General features: G+C 65.9%; 15 protein-coding genes. 8 read left to right on the forward strand and 7 right to left on the reverse strand.

The window, feature by feature from the left end; genetic code table 11:
* Window positions 1-4: 4 nt before the first annotated feature.
* Window positions 5-379 carry a VF_A0006 family four-cysteine protein gene (locus tag JQ635_RS04565; RefSeq protein WP_211408677.1) on the reverse strand — a complete coding sequence of 125 codons (375 nt, stop codon included), beginning with the start codon at window positions 377-379 and terminating at the stop codon, window positions 5-7.
* Between the two features lie 184 nt (window positions 380-563).
* Entirely contained in the window at window positions 564-983 is a 420-nt protein-coding gene (locus JQ635_RS04570) for a CHRD domain-containing protein (RefSeq protein WP_211408678.1), read from the reverse strand.
* Window positions 984-1,137: 154 nt separating this feature from the next.
* Here JQ635_RS04570 and JQ635_RS04575 point away from each other — a divergent pair, with 154 nt between their 5' ends.
* Complete coding sequence (locus JQ635_RS04575) at window positions 1,138-2,070, forward strand: c-type cytochrome (RefSeq protein WP_211408679.1); 933 nt, start codon at window positions 1,138-1,140, stop codon at window positions 2,068-2,070.
* Between the two features lie 11 nt (window positions 2,071-2,081).
* On the opposite strand, the gene JQ635_RS04580 is transcribed toward JQ635_RS04575, so the two are convergent.
* Window positions 2,082-2,327: an Lrp/AsnC ligand binding domain-containing protein gene (locus JQ635_RS04580; protein WP_018642903.1), complete on the reverse strand. Its 246-nt coding sequence runs from the start codon at window positions 2,325-2,327 to the stop codon at window positions 2,082-2,084.
* 96 nt (window positions 2,328-2,423) lie between these two features.
* Entirely contained in the window at window positions 2,424-4,400 is a 1,977-nt protein-coding gene (locus tag JQ635_RS04585; RefSeq protein ID WP_211408680.1) for an ATP-binding protein, read from the reverse strand.
* 276 nt (window positions 4,401-4,676) lie between these two features.
* On the opposite strand from JQ635_RS04585, the gene thiD reads away from it, so the two are divergent.
* The 4 genes from thiD to JQ635_RS04605 all read left to right on the forward strand — a co-directional run bounded on the left by thiD (window position 4,677) and on the right by JQ635_RS04605 (window position 9,004).
* Window positions 4,677-5,477: a bifunctional hydroxymethylpyrimidine kinase/phosphomethylpyrimidine kinase gene (gene thiD / locus JQ635_RS04590; protein WP_211408681.1), complete on the forward strand. Its 801-nt coding sequence runs from the start codon at window positions 4,677-4,679 to the stop codon at window positions 5,475-5,477.
* A 523-nt stretch (window positions 5,478-6,000) separates the two neighbouring features.
* Window positions 6,001-6,813, forward strand: a complete 813-nt coding sequence (locus JQ635_RS04595) for a UDP-2,3-diacylglucosamine diphosphatase (protein WP_211408682.1) — start codon at window positions 6,001-6,003, stop codon at window positions 6,811-6,813.
* Window positions 6,813-7,856 carry a glycosyltransferase family 4 protein gene (locus JQ635_RS04600; protein WP_211408683.1) on the forward strand — a complete coding sequence of 348 codons (1,044 nt, stop codon included), beginning with the start codon at window positions 6,813-6,815 and terminating at the stop codon, window positions 7,854-7,856. The genes JQ635_RS04595 and JQ635_RS04600 overlap by 1 nt, the downstream gene beginning before the upstream one ends.
* Window positions 7,857-8,020: 164 nt before the next feature.
* On the forward strand, window positions 8,021-9,004 hold the full coding sequence (locus tag JQ635_RS04605; RefSeq protein WP_183240052.1) for a threonine/serine dehydratase: 984 nt from the start codon (window positions 8,021-8,023) through the stop codon (window positions 9,002-9,004).
* 242 nt (window positions 9,005-9,246) lie between these two features.
* Here the strand turns inward: JQ635_RS04605 and JQ635_RS04610 are convergent, their stop codons facing one another.
* On the reverse strand, window positions 9,247-11,049 hold the full coding sequence (locus JQ635_RS04610; protein WP_211408684.1) for a caspase family protein: 1,803 nt from the start codon (window positions 11,047-11,049) through the stop codon (window positions 9,247-9,249).
* 187 nt (window positions 11,050-11,236) lie between these two features.
* Here JQ635_RS04610 and JQ635_RS04615 point away from each other — a divergent pair, with 187 nt between their 5' ends.
* Together JQ635_RS04615 and JQ635_RS04620 are read left to right on the forward strand one after the other, a co-directional pair.
* Window positions 11,237-11,680, forward strand: coding sequence for an RbsD/FucU family protein (locus JQ635_RS04615; protein WP_211408685.1), 444 nt, complete (start codon window positions 11,237-11,239; stop codon window positions 11,678-11,680).
* A gap of 136 nt (window positions 11,681-11,816) precedes the next feature.
* Window positions 11,817-12,176, forward strand: coding sequence for a hypothetical protein (locus JQ635_RS04620; RefSeq protein WP_211408686.1), 360 nt, complete (start codon window positions 11,817-11,819; stop codon window positions 12,174-12,176).
* A 435-nt stretch (window positions 12,177-12,611) separates the two neighbouring features.
* Here JQ635_RS04620 and JQ635_RS04625 read toward each other — a convergent pair whose 3' ends face one another.
* Window positions 12,612-14,024: a hypothetical protein gene (locus JQ635_RS04625; RefSeq protein ID WP_211408687.1), complete on the reverse strand. Its 1,413-nt coding sequence runs from the start codon at window positions 14,022-14,024 to the stop codon at window positions 12,612-12,614.
* 75 nt (window positions 14,025-14,099) lie between these two features.
* Here JQ635_RS04625 and JQ635_RS04630 point away from each other — a divergent pair, with 75 nt between their 5' ends.
* The gene (locus tag JQ635_RS04630; protein WP_211408688.1) at window positions 14,100-15,296 is read left to right on the forward strand and encodes an MFS transporter; all 1,197 of its coding nucleotides are present in this window, start codon (window positions 14,100-14,102) and stop codon (window positions 15,294-15,296) included.
* Here JQ635_RS04630 and dgcA read toward each other — a convergent pair.
* Window positions 15,266-16,261 carry an N-acetyl-D-Glu racemase DgcA gene (gene dgcA / locus JQ635_RS04635; protein WP_211408689.1) on the reverse strand — a complete coding sequence of 332 codons (996 nt, stop codon included), beginning with the start codon at window positions 16,259-16,261 and terminating at the stop codon, window positions 15,266-15,268. The genes JQ635_RS04630 and dgcA overlap by 31 nt on opposite strands.
* Window positions 16,262-16,292 lie beyond the last annotated feature (31 nt).

Raw genomic sequence — 16,292 nt, forward strand, 5'->3', positions numbered from 1 at the left:
GGGCTCAAAGCGGATTGGACGCGCGGCACGCCGACATGATCGCCGCTGCAGCCTCGTTGCTCTGCGCGCCCGAGAGCTGTCGCACGAGGCAGACATAATAGCCCTTGTTGGATGCGTTCAGCAGGGAGTCGCCGTTGACGACGAGCCAGTTGCAGGCGGAACGGATGTACTGCACGGCAAGGGGCGATCGCGTATCCCGGATGGCGGACAGCTCGCATTGCGCCTGCCTTTCCATGTCGCTCTGCGCGAGGACCGGTCCGGAGAAGCAAAGAAAGGCTCCGGCCGCGACGAGGCCTGCCACAACGTGCCACGACGCGCGCACAGATTTTCTGTTGCTGGCGTCGTCGGGCCGATCGAGAACGCTGGAGACGAACCGCACAGTGCCACTCTGGAAATTGGTGAGGCCGAAGTTTACGGCGGAACGCGCGAAGCTGGCAAGGCGCGAGGTTCGGACAGTTCCGCGCCGCAAGATCCTCCGCCGCGAATCGAAAAGGCCGGACGCTCCCTCCTTGCGTCCGGCCTTTCCGCGACGAAGCCGCGTTTTCGCTTTACTTCGTCACCTGTTACTTCGTCACTTGGCCGCGGATCTCGCCGCCCGGGTTCGCCGCCGTGTGGATGTTGATGTAGAGCTTGCCGCCGAGCAGGTCGGCGGCCTGCGCGTCGGTGAGCGTCGCTTCGCCCTTGACCGGGCTCGAAGCCGCATTTGCGATCGGGACCGCAACGCCGGCATTCTTGCCGGCCTCGGCGGGGCCGTGGAAATGAGCTGCGGTGGCAGGGCCGGAGAGCCCGGAATAGCTGACGGTCCACGACAGCTTCTTGCTGGCGGCGTCATAGTCGAGCTCGGCCGTTCCGGTGGCGCTACTGGTGTTGGCGGGCACTTCGGATTTGCCGTCCAGCGTCGCCTTCAGTTTCTCCGCGCTGGCCGGGGCGGCGAACGCAACGGCAGCTCCGAGTGCCAGTGTGGCAAAAACGGCTTTGGTCATGGGTCTCTCCCTGTTGACGCCTGATTGCTGTGAACTTCCAAACAGTACGTCCTGCAGTTTATTCCCGCATTACAGCCGAACCATCTAAAATATTCGTGGCTGGATCGGGCCCGGCATGACCCTTAAGTTCGCGCGCTCACGATGGAATGATTGAATGCTGCGACGAACTATACTTGCCGCCCTGATCGCCGCCGTCGCGGCGTTCGGCCTCTATTGGTGGTTGACCGCCCCGGTCGCTCCGGCCGCGCTGGCCTTGCCGGCGCCGACACGCAGCCCCGATCTCGCCAACGGGCAGGAGATGTTCAATGCCGGCGGCTGCTCGTCCTGTCATGCAGTGCCCAACCAGCCCGATCGCCTGCGGCTCGGCGGCGGCCTGGCCCTCGGCTCGCCGTTCGGGACATTCTACGCCCCCAATATTTCCCCCGATCCGGTCGACGGCATCGGCCGGTGGAGCGAGGCTGACTTCGTCGACGCCGTGATGCGAGGCATCTCGCCCACGGGCACGCACTACTTCCCGGCGTTTCCCTACACGTCCTATCATCTGGCAAGGATCGATGACGTCCGCGATCTCTTTGCCTATCTGAAGACGCTGCCGCCGGTGTCAGGCAGAGTGCGCGACCACGCGCTGCCGTTTCCGTTCAACATCCGCCGCAATGTCGGCATCTGGAAACTGCTGTTCATGGACACCGGGCCGTTCGTCGCGGACGCTGCACGCTCGCCGCAATGGAATCGCGGCGCCTATCTCGTGAACGGTTTCGGCCATTGCGCCGAGTGCCACAGCCCGCGCAATCTGCTCGGCGGCATCATCACGGCGCAGCGCTTCGCCGGCGGCCCAAATCCGGAAGGGAAGGGCTGGGTGCCGAACATCACGCAGCAGGGCATCGGCAGCTGGAGCGAGAAGGATATCGCCGATTTCCTCGAGACCGGCGACATGCCCGAGGGCGACAGCGCCTCGGGCGCGATGCGGCCGGTGATCAAGAACCTGGCGCAACTGACCGCAGAAGATCGCGCCGCGATGGCCGCCTATCTGAAATCGCTGCCCCCGGTGCAGGGACCGACACCGCCCAAGCGCAAGGAGGGCAGCTAGCGCCGCTAGCTCTAGCCCGTGCCGAACGCCTTGAAGGTGATGATGGTGAGAGTGTCCTGGATGCCCGGCAGCACCTGTACCTTCTCGTTGACGAAGTGGCCGATGTCGGTGTCCTTGTCGACGTAGAACTTCACCAGCAGATCATATTGGCCGGCGGTGGAGTAGATCTCGGAGGCGATCTCGGCTTCGGCGAGCGCATTGGCGACCGTATAGGACTGGCCGAGCTTGCATTTGATCTGGACGAAAAAGGGAACCATTGCAGTCACTCCGAAAGCGCATCTGGAGGCTAATAGGCCAAAACCGGGGTGGCTTGGCAAGCGAACTTGCCGCCTTGCGGTCGCCTGGGGTCGTCTCTAGGAGGGCAGGGGTGCGGCGGTGAACGCTTCCCTGAGCCGATGGGCGAGTTCGGCATTGCGATAGGGCTTGGTCAGTACGATCGACTGCGCGTGGGCACGACCCTGCTCGACCAGGGTCTCGAGGGCGTAGCCGGACGAGAACACGACCGGCAGGCCGGGGCGGATGCGCCGGGCCTGGTCGGCGAGCTCCCAACCGCTCATTCCGCCGGGCATCACGATGTCGGTGAACAGGAGGTCGATGGCCGGGTTGGTGCGAAGCAGCTGCAAGGCCTCCTTGCCGTTGACGGCCGAGATCACGCGATATCCCAGCGCCTCCACGCGCAGGGTGACGGAGGAGCGGACGAACGGATCGTCCTCGGCGATCAGAATCGTTTCGCGGCCGCGGGGCGCGGCTTCCTCGCGCGCCTCGATGTCGGCGAGCGATTGCTCGCCGCCGGCATGTGGCAGGTAAATGCGGACCGTCGTGCCGAGGCCCGGCTCGCTGTAGATCGAGACATGTCCGCCTGATTGCTTGGCGAAGCCATAGACCATGCTGAGGCCGAGGCCGGACCCCTTGCCGACCTCCTTGGTGGTGAAGAACGGCTCGAAGGCGCGCTCGATGACGTCGGGTGCCATGCCTTCGCCGTCATCGGTGACCGAGATCAAGGCGTAGCTGCCGGACGCCACCTCCGGATGCTGCATGCGATAGTGATCGTCGATCGCCGCGAGCTCGGTGCTGAGGGTGAGATGCCCGCCTGATGGCATGGCATCCTGCGCATTCAGCGCCAGATTGAGCACGGCGGATTCCAGCTGGGCGCGGTCGGCGAAGGCCAGGATGGAGCCGGAACCGAACGCCGTCCTGATCTCGATGTTCTCGCGCAGGGTGCGCTTGAGCAGCTTGTGCATGGAGGTCAGGAGCTCGCGGCAATCGATCGCGCGGGGTTGCAGCAATTGGCGCCGGCTGAACGCCAGCAGCCGCTGCGTCAGCTCCGCGCCGCGTTCGCCCGATTGGCAAATGTCGTCGGCGAAGCGGCGGAGGTCGGGCCGCTCGCGGAGCTGCTCGCTCAAAAATTCCGCGTTGCCGATGATGACCGTGAGCAGATTGTTGAAGTCGTGGGCGATGCCGCCGGAGAGCTGGCCGACCGTCTCCATCTTCTGCGCCTGCTGCAGCTGCTGCTCGGTCAGCTTGCGCGTGGTCAGGTCGTGAACGATGCCGACATGGATCAGTTCGCCGTCCTGCCACGCCTGGCCCACCGACAGATTCATCGGAAAGCTCGATCCGTCCTTGCGCAGGCCGACGGCTTCCCCTGTTGCGAAACGCTGCGCGCGACCGGCGGATGAGGGCTTCTCCTTGGACATCAGCATGCCGATGTCGCGATTCATGACCTCGTCGGCGCGATAGCCGAACAGCCGTTCGCAGGCGGGATTGAACAGGAGAATGCGGGCTTGCGCGTCGAACAGGATGACGCCGTCGACCGCGGTGTCGACGACGGCGGTGAGACGCGTCATGCTCTCGCGCAGCGCGCGCTGGGCTTCACTGACCTGGCCGAGCAGTTGCGCCGCATCCCGGTTCTTGGTCTCCTCCTCCTCGAGCGCGGCCTGGACCTGCCGGAGCTCGAACGGCGAGGGGATGCTCAGGATCTTTGGCAGAAGCGGCCAGAGCGCGCCCGCGGTGAAGACCGACGCCACGGCGGTGAGCGCCTTGACGATGCCCTCGATACCGTAGATCGGCACCCAGAGCGTGTAGATCGACAGCACATGCGTCAGGCCACAGGCCATGATGAAGACGGCGAACGCCCAAAACACCCATCCGAACTTGAGGTCGCGCCGTTTGGTGACCAGGATCGCAAGCGCGAACGGGATCGAGAAATATGCGAGCGCAATGCTGGCGTCCGAGACGACATGCAGCCATATCAGCTCGGGTTCCCAGAGCAGGCAGATGCCGTGCGGGGAGAACATCGAGGAGTCGAGGAGACGTTCGAAATAGGCCCACATGATCGGGTTCCCGAGAGGATTGCGAGCCGAGGTCGGCCCGCAACATGGCGCTGTGGACGAATCCACGGGCCAACCTCTCATTCATCGGAATCGATGCCAAGGCCGGGCGATGCCGATGTCATATTTTGGCGGAATGTGCACGATTGCGGGAGGACAGGCGGCCCGAGGCCGCTCTCCGCCTGATTCGCAGGCCATCGCCGGCCCGGCTTGCGGGCACGTCGGGGGCGCGCTAGGACAGACTATGGCGGTGTCCTTCTCAAACGAGCGTATCCGGCGATGACGACGCCCACAGCCCTCACCATTGCAGGCTCGGATTCCAGCGGCGGCGCCGGCATCCAGGCGGATCTGAAGACCTTTGCCGCGCTCGGCGTCTATGGCGCCTCCGTGATCGCGGCGCTGACGGCGCAGAATACGCGCGGCGTTACCGGCATTCATGCCGTTCCGGCCGAGTTCGTCGCCGCGCAGATCGATGCGGTGTTCTCCGATCTCGACATCGGCGCGGTGAAGATCGGCATGGTCGCCCAAGCCGCCAGCATCGATGAGATCGCAGCAGCGCTGTCGCGCTGGCAGCCGCGCCACATCGTGCTCGATCCCGTGATGGTGGCGACCTCCGGCGATCGCCTGCTGGCGTCCGAAGCCGTCGATGCCTTGCGCACGAGACTGATGCCGCTGGCCTCGGTGATCACGCCGAACCTGCCGGAGGCTGCGGCTCTTCTCGGCGAGCACATTGCGGCGAACGAGGCAGAGATCGAAGCCCAGGGACATCGGCTGCTGGCGTTCGGCTGCCGCGCGGTCCTGATCAAGGGCGGGCACGGGGAGGGCGCCGAGAGCATCGACTATCTCGTCACGTCCGGACACACGACCGCGCTCGCCGCGCCCCGCGTCGCTACCCGCAACACCCATGGCACTGGATGCTCACTGTCCTCGGCAATCGCGGCGGGGCTCGCCAAGGGCGAGGATCTCGAGCTTGCCGTGCGTAACGCCAAGACCTGGATCAGCGCGGCGATTGCGGCCGCCGACCGCTTCAGCGTCGGCCATGGCCACGGGCCGATCCATCATTTCCACAAATTTTACTGACGCCGCGAGCGTGCATCAGCGGTGAGCAGAACCGCTGCCGTTGATCCGTTCAGCATAGCCTCTGCGGCGGCCCGTTTCACCCTCCGCTGGGGGGCAGGGCGATCGCATATCGATTTCACGAGGACTGTCTGCGGGCTTGGTCCGCCTCTCCCGCTTGCGGGAGAGGCCGACGCGCGCAGAGCGCGGCGGGTGAGGGCTCTCGCCACGCAGGGACATCCTCCGCAATCCCCAATAATCCCGACGCGGAGACACCCCCACCCCAGCCCTCCCCCGCAAGCGGGAGAGGGAGCCCAGTGCCGATGCCGCCGCATCGTGCACACCATATGCGATAGCCCCCTCCAGGGGAGGGGTCACCAGGCCTCCGTGGTCTTGCGGGCACCGCTGGCGGCGCCATGTCGCCTGATTGTCGCATGCGACTGATATTCGCGGAGGAGGGCGAGGCAAGGCGTGATTCGTATTTGAAGGTGCCTCAAGGGTTCAATCAGTCATCCCCCTGTCACGGGACATTGTTACAGGCTGGCGCATGGGAAGTTACGATGTGAGTGACGAGAGCCCGGAGCGGCGCTTTCGCACGTTGTTCATCTCCGACGTTCATCTCGGAGCCCGCGGTTCTCAAGCCGACCTTCTGCTCGACTTCCTGCGCTACCATGATGCCGACACGATCTATCTCGTCGGCGACATCGTCGATGGCTGGGCGCTGAAATCGAGCTGGCACTGGCCACAGTCGCATAACGACCTCGTCCAGAAGCTTTTGCGCAAGGCGCGCAAGGGCGCCAAGATCGTCTACATCCCCGGCAATCACGACGAGTTCCTGCGCAACTATTACGGCACGCATTTCGGCGGCATCGACGTGGTCGAGAACACCGTCCACACCGGCGTGGACGGCAAGCGCTACCTCGTCATCCACGGCGACATCTTCGACCTCGTGGTGCAGAACGCGCGCTGGCTCGCCCATCTCGGCGACAAGGCCTACGACTTCGCGATCCAGATGAATCGCTTCGTCAACTTCTTCCGGCGCATGTTCAAGGTCCCGTATTGGTCGCTGTCGCAATGGGCCAAGCAGAAGGTCAAGAACGCCGTCAACTATATCGGCGCGTTCGAGCAGGCGCTGGCCGCCGAAGCGCGGCGCCATGAGGCCGACGGCGTCATCTGCGGCCACATCCACTATGCCGTGATCCGCGACGAGGCCGGCATCCGCTACATGAATTGCGGCGACTGGGTGGAGAGCTGCACCGCCCTGGTCGAGCACGACGACGGCCATTTCGAGATCATCACCTGGGCGGACCAATTGCAGAAGCCGGCGCAGGTCCCGCAAGTGGCAGCAAGGGCTGCCTGATGCGCATCCTGGTCGCGACCGACGCCTGGCACCCTCAAGTCAACGGTGTGGTTCGGACGCTGACCAAGCTCGCTGACGCAGCCAAAGGGCTCGGTGTAGAGTTCGCGTTCCTGACGCCGCAATCGTTCCGCACCTTCGCGATGCCGAGCTATCGCGACGTGCGCCTCGCGATGCCGCGTCCGGCGCGAATCGCGAAGCTGATCGAGGAGGCCCGTCCCGACAGCATCCACATCGCGACCGAAGGGCCGATCGGCCTGATGGTCCGCCGCTATTGCCGCCAGCGCAAGCTGCCGTTCACGACCAGCTTCCACACCCGCTTTCCCGAATATGTCCGCGCCCGCGTGCCGGTTCCGGGCTCGCTGATCTGGCGGGCGCTGCGCCGCTTCCATGCGCCCAGCCGCGCCGTGATGGCGGCAACGCCCGCGCTCGCCCGTGAGCTGAGCGAGCGCGGCTTCGACAATGTCGTGCTGTGGCCGCGCGGCGTCGACACCGGCCTGTTCCACCCCCGCGCCGTCGATCTCTGCCTGCCGGCGCCGGTGTTCCTGTCGGTCGGCCGCGTCGCGGTGGAGAAGAATCTCGAGGCGTTCCTCGACCTCGATCTACCCGGCACCAAGGTGGTTGTCGGCGACGGCCCGGCGCGCGCTGCGCTCGAAGAGGCCTATCCCGACGCGATCTTCCTCGGTGAGAAGCACGGCGAGGCGCTGGCGGAAATCTATGCTGCGGCCGACGTGTTCGTGTTCCCGAGCAAGACCGACACGTTCGGCCTGGTGCTGCTGGAGGCGCTGGCGAGCGGCCTGCCGGTCGCGGCCTTCCCGGTGAAGGGTCCCCGCGACGTCATCGGCGATGCGCCGGTCGGCGCCCTCGATCACGATCTGCGCAGCGCCTGCTTTGCCGCGCTCGGCGTCTCCCGGCAGGACTGCGTCGAATTCGCCGCCAACTACACCTGGGAGGCCTCGGCCCGGGTCTTCATCGACAGCATCCAGGCGGTCGGGGCGGTGCTATCAGGCAGGAATGGAGCGGAGCCGGTTAGTTTCGTGGCCTGAAAACTGGAGCCATTTCCGTTCCGATGGCTCGGAACGGGCCTCCAGATCCTTGTTTCGACGCGTTTTCTTGACGCGAACCGGTACCCACTTCGCTCGAAAACGCTTTGGGTCCATCGCGCGGAGGTGTCTTGCCCGCGCTCAGGCTGCCGCGATAACATTCCGCCATGACCGAACAGCTCCTCCCGGTCGGCCCCGCCGACATCGATGCCGCAGCGCGCGTGATTGCGCCCTACGCCATCCGCACCCCGCTGTTGTCCTTTCCCGTGCTCAACGAGCGTGTCGGTGCCAAGGTGTTTCTGAAGCCGGAGATGCTCCAGCGCACCGGCTCGTTCAAGTTCCGCGGCGCGTTCAACAAGGTGTTCTCGATCCCGCAGGACAAGCGCGCCGGCGGCGTCGTCGCGTTCTCCTCCGGCAACCACGCCCAAGGCGTGGCGGCCGCGGCAAAGATCCTCGACATGCAGGCGACCATCGTGATGCCGGCGGATGCGCCGCTCTCGAAACGTGAGCGCACCAAGTCCTATGGTGCCGAGGTCGTGCTCTACGATCGGGACAAGGACGATCGCGAAGCGATCTCGCGCGGCATCGCCGAGAAGCGCGGCGCGACGCTGGTCAAGCCCTATGACGATCCCTTCGTGATCGCAGGGCAGGGCACCGCCGGCCGCGAGATCGCCGAGGACATGGCAACGCTCGGCCTTAGCCCCGACATCGTGGTGGCCCCGGCCTCCGGCGGCGGCCTGATCGCGGGCGTGGCGACGGCCGTGAAGGCGCGCTATCCGCAGGCCGAGATCGTGGTGGCCGAGCCCGAGGCGTTCGACGATCACGGCATCTCTCTGACCGCCGGCCATCGCGAACCGCATCCGCCGGCAGGCCGCACCATCTGCGATGCGCTGATGGCGCTGATGCCGGGCGAGATGACCTTTGCGATCAACAGCAAACTCCTGGCGCGCGGCGTCACGGCGTCGGACAAGGAAGTCGGCGCGGCCGTGGCGTTCGCCTATCGTGAGCTGAAGCTGGTGGTCGAGCCCGGCGGCGCCGTCGGCCTCGCCGCGCTGCTCGCGGGCCGCCTCGATGTGGCCGGCAAGAACGTCGTTATCGTGCTGTCAGGCGGCAATGTGGATGCGGATTTGTTCGCCGAGCTGGTGGCCTGATTATCTGAGATTTTGACATGAAGAAGGGGCAGAGCGTTTCCGCTCTGCCCCTTTGTCGTTTCGCCGATTTGACGGGATCGAGCTATCGGCTCGCTCGGTGCAACCTCTCCCGCTTGCGGGGGAGGTCGGCGCGAAGCGCCGGGTGGGGGCTCTCTCCTCTAGGGGAATCTCTCTGCGGAAGCACCCTCTCCCCAACCCTCCCCCGCAAGCGGGGGAGGGAGCGCACCGTCTTCTCCGCGCGATCAGTGCATGAAGCCGCGGTGGTTGTTGTTGCCGCCGCCCATGCTCGGCGCCTGGTTCATCGACTGGCGGAAGTTGTTGTTGTTGTTGACCATGCGGTTCGGCGTTGTGTTGAGCTGCGGACGGTTGGTCTGCACGTTGTTCTGGACCTGCACCTTGTTCACCGGGTTGTTGTTGAGCTTCACGATTCCGGTGTTGCCATTGTTGACGCGGATCGGATTGTTCTGCGTCTGGACAGGCTTCACGTCGACAGTCGTGCCGCCCTTGCCGGCATTGACCGGCATGCTGACGATCTTGCCGGGATTGCCGTTGGCGTTGCCGCCGTTCGGCGTGTTGTTGGTCACGGGCAGCGTCACGATCTTGCCGGTGCCGCCAGTATTGTTGGTCGTGTTAGTCGGCGCAGGCAGGGTGACGATCTTGCCCGGGGTCTGCGACGGCGTGCCGTTCGGCTGGTTGTTGCCCGCCGGCAGGTTGCCGATCGGACCGCCATTGCCGAGCTTGCCGACCACGTTGCCGTCGATCGGCTTCTGCACGACCGGCAGGTTGCCGTTGACTTGCGCGCCACCATTGCCCTGCATCAGCGGCATGTATTTGGGCTGGCCGAGATTGCCCATCTTGAAGACCGGGGCGATGTTCTGCGGCGCCAGGAACTTGGTCGGCTGCATCAAGGGGATCAGCTTGGGCTGGGCTGCGAGCTTCAGCGCGGACACAGCATAGGGGCTGGTGCCGTAGCTGTCGTAGAAGGTCTGGTAGCCGAGCGGCGAATTCGCGAGCACCGCCTTGTGCCAGGCCTGCGAGATCAGGAGGTTGCTAAGCAGCCAGCGGATGTGCTCGCACAGCGGGTCGTGCGGATACATCTGGATGAACTCCTGATAGTACTCGGGCCGGCCCTCGGACACGACGTAGTCGTAGGCCTGACGGGTCGAGCGGCTCGGCAGGTTGGAAGCCATCTGCACCACGGGCGCATTCACCGGCGCGCGGTTGGCGGCAATTGCGGTGTCGCCGAAGAAGGTGAAGTCGCTCGTGAGCGAGGAGCTCTCCCACGGGATCTGCGCGCCGCTGGTGCTCTGGTTCACCTGAAGGCGCACGCGCTTGAACAACTGCTCGATCGGCACGTTGGGCTCGCGCGCGACGTTGAGGAAGGCCTGCGTATAGGGGCTGTGGCCGCCGGTGCCGTCGAGCGCCTCGGCGCCCGGCGCGGTCGAGTAGCCGACGATCGAACCGTTCGGCGCATCGACGATGGCGAGGCCGCGGCCCGCGTCGTTGACGGACGGGAAGGGGTTGTTGCGGCAGGCATCGAGGATGACGATGCGCATGCGGCTCGGGATCGTCTCCAGCGTCGACATCACGTCGACGAGGCGCACCGAATTGCTGACGAGCTCGGTCGGGCTGGACACCTTCGCATCGACCGGAACGAGATAGTTCTCGCCGGCGAGCTGCACGCCGTGACCGGCGTAGTAGACCATCGCCACGGTGTTCGGGCCGCGCGCCGAAACTTTTGCGGAGAAGTCCTGCACCACGCGGAGCATGTCGTTCTGGCCGAGGTCGGTCGCCGAGACCACCTCAAAGCCGGCGGAGTTCAGGAACTGCGCCATCGACTGGGCGTCATTGTCGGGATTGGCGAGCTGCGGCGCGTTCTGGTAGTTCGAATTGCCGATCACCAGCGCGACGCGCTGCTCCGGCCCTTGCAGGGCGGTGGGAGCAGGCTGGACCGGGGCGACTTGCGCGGAAACGGGGCCGCAGGCGAAGCCGAACAGGCTTCCCACGAGGCTAGCCGTCATCAGGAAAGGTCTTAGGCGGAACATGGCGTGCTCCTCTGGCACTGATCTCGATGCGAGATTGGTTGCGAGGCAGACTGGCCGCGTTCGAGTTCGGGGTCCGTGATCCCTGTCACCATGGTAGGCTGCGTGATCTGAATCACGCTTTGGAACCTGCTATAGTGAATGGCCGGTTCCGCCGGCGAAGAACATGCTCTGGGGGAAGTGCCGTCACATGCTGAAATCGATCGATCCGATCCTCACGCCCGATCTGCTCTGGCTGCTCGCCGCGATGGGGCACGGCGACGACCTGGTTTTCGTCGACGCCAATCATCCCGCGACCCGCATCGCGCAGAGCACGACGTCGCAGCGCCTGATCCAGCTGCCGGGCATGAGCATGGAGACCGCAATGCGGGCTATCATGTCGGTCTATCCGCTCGACGATTTCGATCCGGATCCGGTGCGCGTGATGATGCCGGTCGACGATCCCGATCGCGTGCCCGACGTGCAGCGCGCCGTGCTTGCGGAGATCGAGCGCGCTGTCGGCCGCACTGTCACTCCCGGCAAGCTCTCGCGTCCGGATTTTTATCGCGCGGCGGCTACGGGCTTCGGCGTCGTGCAGGTCGGCGACAGCAGGGGCTATGGCTGCTTCCTGATCCGCAAGGGCGTGATCACCTAGCGGGCTGCGTTCGATCGACGCACGCGCGATGCAAAGCGCATGCGGACATCGTGTGCGACGATCCTGCGCATGGCGAGGATCAACCAGCACTCGAATTTGAATGGTCTTCCCGCAGGCGAGCGTCTATTGTCGATCCATGTCTCGCCTTCTGTGTCTATTCGTTGCTGTCATCCTGTCGCTGCTGCCCGCTGTCGCGCCCGCTGAGCCCGCGCAAAAACGTCCCAAGCCGGTCTGGAAGGGCTACGGCTTCCTGCCGGGCTATCGTCAGCCGCTGAGCAACAGCATTCCGCTCTACAAGCAGAAGGATGCGATGCGGCGCCTCGCGCGGAGTGAGCGTCGCCACTGGTACATCGACCCGGTGCCTCAGTATTATCGCTGGGACGGCGAGTGGCACTATTTCGGCCGACCCGGCTTCGGCGGCGGCCGCTACAACGGCGGCAGCTTTGGCCCGTGCTGGACGCGGACGCCGATCGGGGCGGTGTGGAATTGCGGGTGATCGCGCGCATCATAGCGAGCGCTCGTATATCACCGTCACCCTGAGGAGCGCGCTCAGTGGCGCAACCGCGCCGCTGAGCAAGCCTCGAAGGGCGACGGCCCGGCTGCATCGGGGCCGTTCATCCTTCGAGGCTCCCCGCACGATGCTGCGCATCGCGCGCCTCGCACCTCAGGATGACGGGACTAGTGATGTCGTCATTGAGAGCGGAGCGAAGCAATCCAGAGTCTTTCCACGGCGACAGTCTGGATTGCTTCGCTGCGCTCGCAATGACGACTGTGAGTGTGCGCCTCACTTTCCTCCTGTGCCCCGGACGCAGCGCAGCGCTTCTTCAGCGGTGCGCTGCAGAGCCGGGGCCCATGTTGCGAATGAGGTTGTGGCTCCTGGGTCCCGGATTAGCGCTTCGCTTGTCCGGGACACGAGAGAAAGCGTGCCCTCTTACGAGAAGAACGCGATCTTCTCGGCCTGCGTCATGCGGCGGATCGGCGCGAGCGGGTCGTTGGCCGGTGCGCGGGGTTTTTGCAGGATGCCGCTGGCGAGGATGGTGGCGCCGAGTGAGGGCTCGGGCGAGGGCAAGGGAGAGGGCATCGGCAGCGCTGCGGCCGGTGCTGCGGCGAGTGATGCCGTGGCTGCCATCGCCGGGGCCTGCTGCTCCATCACTTCGGCGGCGGCTTCCGCGATGGCGTCGGTGAGGCGCGCGAGCGAGTCCATCGCGATCGGCGCGTCGGCTGCGGGCTCTTCCGCGACCGCGGCGGCGACGGGCTCGGGTGCGACCGGCTCCGGAAGCTCGGCCGCAATGGGCGCCACGGCCTCCGCAACCATCGGCTCCGCGACGGCCATCTCGACCGGCTCGATGATCTCGTCGAACTCTGGATCGGGCGCGGCCATCTCCAGCGCGATGGCATCGAGGATGGCTTCGTCCTCGGCTACCGCGGCGGCGTCGAGCGAGAACGCGTCGGTGACCTCAGCGGCCGCGCTGGCCTCCGCGACCGGCTCTTCAAGAGCAACGTCTTCCACCGCGGCGTTGTCGGGTGATGCCTTGTCAGGCGCGATCTCGCTGTCGGCTGCGATCTCCGGGGCGACGGTCGCATCCATGGCCTGCTCGGCCATCGCGAATGCTTCAGCGCTGCCGGCTTCCTCAACCGCTGCTTCGGGCTCGCCAGCCACCGCGATGTCCTGCGGGCTCTCCGTAAAAGCCACGGGCGCTTCGCTCGCCGTCACGGCAGGCGAGGCCTCCACAAGCGGAGCTTCCGCCACCGCGGAGGGTGTCTCCTGCACCGGAGCCGGCGAGGGACGCTCGGCCTGCGGCGATGCGCCGCCCTCGGTCTGCTCGATCCGTTCCCTGAGCAGATCGAATGCGGCCTTGAGCTCGACGCGGGGGTCAATGGTCGACATCTGTCCGCAGGCGGCCTCGATCGAGGCGAGCTGCGAATCAATGAGGTCGCAGATTCGCCCGTCGGCGCCGATCTCGCGCCAGCGCCAGGAGATCTCCTTGATGATGCGCACGCCGCGCGGGATCGGCGCGAGACTTGCCTCGATCGCGGCGGGATCGAACGCCGCGATCGCGATCGTCTCGGCCTCGCGGATGGCGCGGCGGATCTCGACCAGCGCCTCGGGCAGGCGGTCCTCGACGACGGGTTGTCGCTGTGCCGCAAGGGTTTCTTCGATTTTCGCGACCGCATCCAGCACCATGCGGGTATCCGCATTGCGGTTGCGCTTGGCATATTCGCCGAGGAACCAGCGGCCGCGCGCGGTCTCCATGAAGGCTTCGCGGATCGCGTCGTAATCCTGCTCGTTCGGCTCGGCCGCGCGGGCAGACATGGGCGAAAGGGCGAATGCTTCGTTGGCCATGACAATCTCGTCGCGCAAATCAGTGCGCGTTACAGTAACGATCACCACGATATCGACCGAATCGCAATTGGTTTGATGCAGACCGAATCACAAATCCCCACGCCAGCGGCCGTGAAGCGGCGATTCGCCGTGAGCCTCGCCCTGTTCTATTCGGCGCTGTTCGCGGTGGCGGGCACGCAGTTGCCGTTCTTCCCGGTCTGGCTGAAGGCGATCGGCATCGACGCAGCCTGGATCGGCCTCATCAACGCGCTGCCGGCGATCACGCGCTTCACCACGCTGCCGCAAATCACCGCCTTTGCTGAAAAGCGGCATGCCATTCGCGCCGGCATGATGCTGTCGGTGCTGGCAACCGCGATCGGCTTTGCGGCCGTGGGCCTGCAACAGCAGCCGCTGGCGCTGTTCCTGATCTACGCGCTCACCTGCATGATGTGGACGCCGTCGACACCGCTGACCGATGCCTACGCGCTGCGCGGCGTTGCGCGCTACGGGCTCGATTATGGGCCCTTGCGGCTGTGGGGCTCGGCGGCGTTCGCCGCCAGCTCGCTCGCCTGCGGCTATCTCGTCGACGTCATCGCAGGCCGCGACCTGATCTGGGTGATCGTCGCCTGGGCGGTGGTTGCAGTGCTCGCCAGCCTGCTGCTGCAGCCGCTCGACGACGTCAGGCGCAAGAGCGCCGAACCGCGTGCCGACACGGCGCTGCTGCGCGATGCCGGATTCTGGGCGCTCATCGTCTCCGCGGCGCTGATCCAGGGCAGCCACGTCGCCTATTACACCTTCTCGGCCATCAACTGGCAGCTCCACGGAATCAGTGGGCTGATGATCGCGGGCCTCTGGACGCTGGGCGTGATCGCCGAGATCGTCGTGTTCGCGCTGTCGCCGCGCTTCGTGCTGCATCCATCCACGATGATGGCGATCGGTGGCTTGAGCGCCGTGGTGCGCTGGATCGTCACCGCCAGCGAGCCGCCGCTGGCGCTGCTCGCGATCGTGCAGCTCGGCCATGGCCTGACCTTCGGCATGACCATCGTCGGCACGATGAACCTCTTGGTGCAACGTGTGCCCTCGCATCAGCTCGCGCGGGGGCAGGGCTATTACGCCGCATGCAGCGGGCTCTTGGGCGCGACCACCTCGATCGCGTCAGGCGCGATCTACGCCCGCATCGGCGACGGCCTGTATTACGTCATGGCGGCGATGGCTGCGGCCGGTGCGCTGGTGATCTGGTCGGCGCGGCACCGGCTCAAGGCTCAGCCCCAGAGCGAGGTATCAGGCGGATAGACCAGGCTGCCGTCATAGCGCAGGCCGTGATCGCGGTCGCGCGCCAGCAGCAAGGGGCCGTCGAGATCGACGAAGCGCGCCTGCGGCGTCACCAGCATGGCGGGGGCCATCGACAGCGAGGTCGCGACCATGCAGCCGATCATGATCTCGAAGCCGAGCGCCTGCGCGGCGTCAGCCATGGCGAGCGCCTCGGTGAGGCCGCCGGTCTTGTCGAGCTTGATGTTCACGGCGTCGTAGCGCTCACGGAGCGGCGCCAGTGACTTGCGGTCATGCACGCTCTCGTCGGCGCAGACCACGAGCGGCCGCCGGATCCGCGCTAGCGCCTCGTCCTTGCCCGCCGGCAGCGGCTGCTCGACCAGGGTGACGCCGACGGCGGCGCAGGCGGCGAGATTGTGCGCCAGATTGGCTTCGGTCCAGGACTCGTTGGCATCGACGATCAGTTCGGACTCCGGGGCCGCCTTGCGCACGGCCGCGATCCGCTCCGGGTCGCCGTCGCCGCCGAGCTTGATCTTGAGCAGTGGCCGGTGCGCCGCTTTGGCGGTGGCCGCGGCCATGGCCTCGGGCGTGCCCAGCGAGATCGTGTAGGCCGTGGTGCGCATCCCCGGCACCGGGCGGTCGAGCAGGTTCCAGGCCCGTAAGCCCGCCGCCTTGGCTTCCAGGTCGATCAGGGCGCAATCCAGCGCGTTGCGGGCCGCGCCTGGGGGCATGGCGGCCTGCAGGGCCTGGCGGGTCAGACCGCCGGCCACGGCCGCCTGCATGGCCTCAATGGCGGCTAGGGTCGCCTCGGGGGTCTCGCCATAGCGGGGATAGGGCACGCATTCGCCGCGGCCGGTGAGGCCGTTCCGGCTCACTTCGGCCAAAACGGTGACGGCCTCTGTCTTGGCCCCCCGGCTGATCGTGAAACTGCCGGCAATGGGAAAGCGCTCGATTCGCGCCCGAAGTGCCGGAACTTTGCTGGAAGTCATTTTGAACTCTGGCGAAATCTGAACCTGCTGG

The organism is Bradyrhizobium iriomotense (genome assembly GCF_018130765.1).
GTDB classification, from domain to species: Bacteria; Pseudomonadota; Alphaproteobacteria; order Rhizobiales; family Xanthobacteraceae; genus Bradyrhizobium; species Bradyrhizobium iriomotense_A.

What these genes read in the sequence shown, in the direction of transcription:
- JQ635_RS04570 (WP_211408678.1), bottom strand. Translation starts at nt 983, where the DNA reads ATGACCAAAGCCGTTTTTGCCACACTGGCACTCGGAGCTGCCGTTGCG.
- JQ635_RS04575 (WP_211408679.1), top strand. Translation starts at nt 1,138, where the DNA reads ATGCTGCGACGAACTATACTTGCCGCCCTGATCGCCGCCGTCGCGGCG.
- JQ635_RS04580 (WP_018642903.1), bottom strand. Translation starts at nt 2,327, where the DNA reads ATGGTTCCCTTTTTCGTCCAGATCAAATGCAAGCTCGGCCAGTCCTAT.
- JQ635_RS04585 (WP_211408680.1), bottom strand. Translation starts at nt 4,400, where the DNA reads ATGTGGGCCTATTTCGAACGTCTCCTCGACTCCTCGATGTTCTCCCCG.
- thiD (WP_211408681.1), top strand. Translation starts at nt 4,677, where the DNA reads ATGACGACGCCCACAGCCCTCACCATTGCAGGCTCGGATTCCAGCGGC.
- JQ635_RS04595 (WP_211408682.1), top strand. Translation starts at nt 6,001, where the DNA reads ATGGGAAGTTACGATGTGAGTGACGAGAGCCCGGAGCGGCGCTTTCGC.
- JQ635_RS04600 (WP_211408683.1), top strand. Translation starts at nt 6,813, where the DNA reads ATGCGCATCCTGGTCGCGACCGACGCCTGGCACCCTCAAGTCAACGGT.
- JQ635_RS04605 (WP_183240052.1), top strand. Translation starts at nt 8,021, where the DNA reads ATGACCGAACAGCTCCTCCCGGTCGGCCCCGCCGACATCGATGCCGCA.
- JQ635_RS04610 (WP_211408684.1), bottom strand. Translation starts at nt 11,049, where the DNA reads ATGTTCCGCCTAAGACCTTTCCTGATGACGGCTAGCCTCGTGGGAAGC.
- JQ635_RS04615 (WP_211408685.1), top strand. Translation starts at nt 11,237, where the DNA reads ATGCTGAAATCGATCGATCCGATCCTCACGCCCGATCTGCTCTGGCTG.
- JQ635_RS04620 (WP_211408686.1), top strand. Translation starts at nt 11,817, where the DNA reads ATGTCTCGCCTTCTGTGTCTATTCGTTGCTGTCATCCTGTCGCTGCTG.
- JQ635_RS04625 (WP_211408687.1), bottom strand. Translation starts at nt 14,024, where the DNA reads ATGGCCAACGAAGCATTCGCCCTTTCGCCCATGTCTGCCCGCGCGGCC.
- JQ635_RS04630 (WP_211408688.1), top strand. Translation starts at nt 14,100, where the DNA reads ATGCAGACCGAATCACAAATCCCCACGCCAGCGGCCGTGAAGCGGCGA.
- dgcA (WP_211408689.1), bottom strand. Translation starts at nt 16,261, where the DNA reads ATGACTTCCAGCAAAGTTCCGGCACTTCGGGCGCGAATCGAGCGCTTT.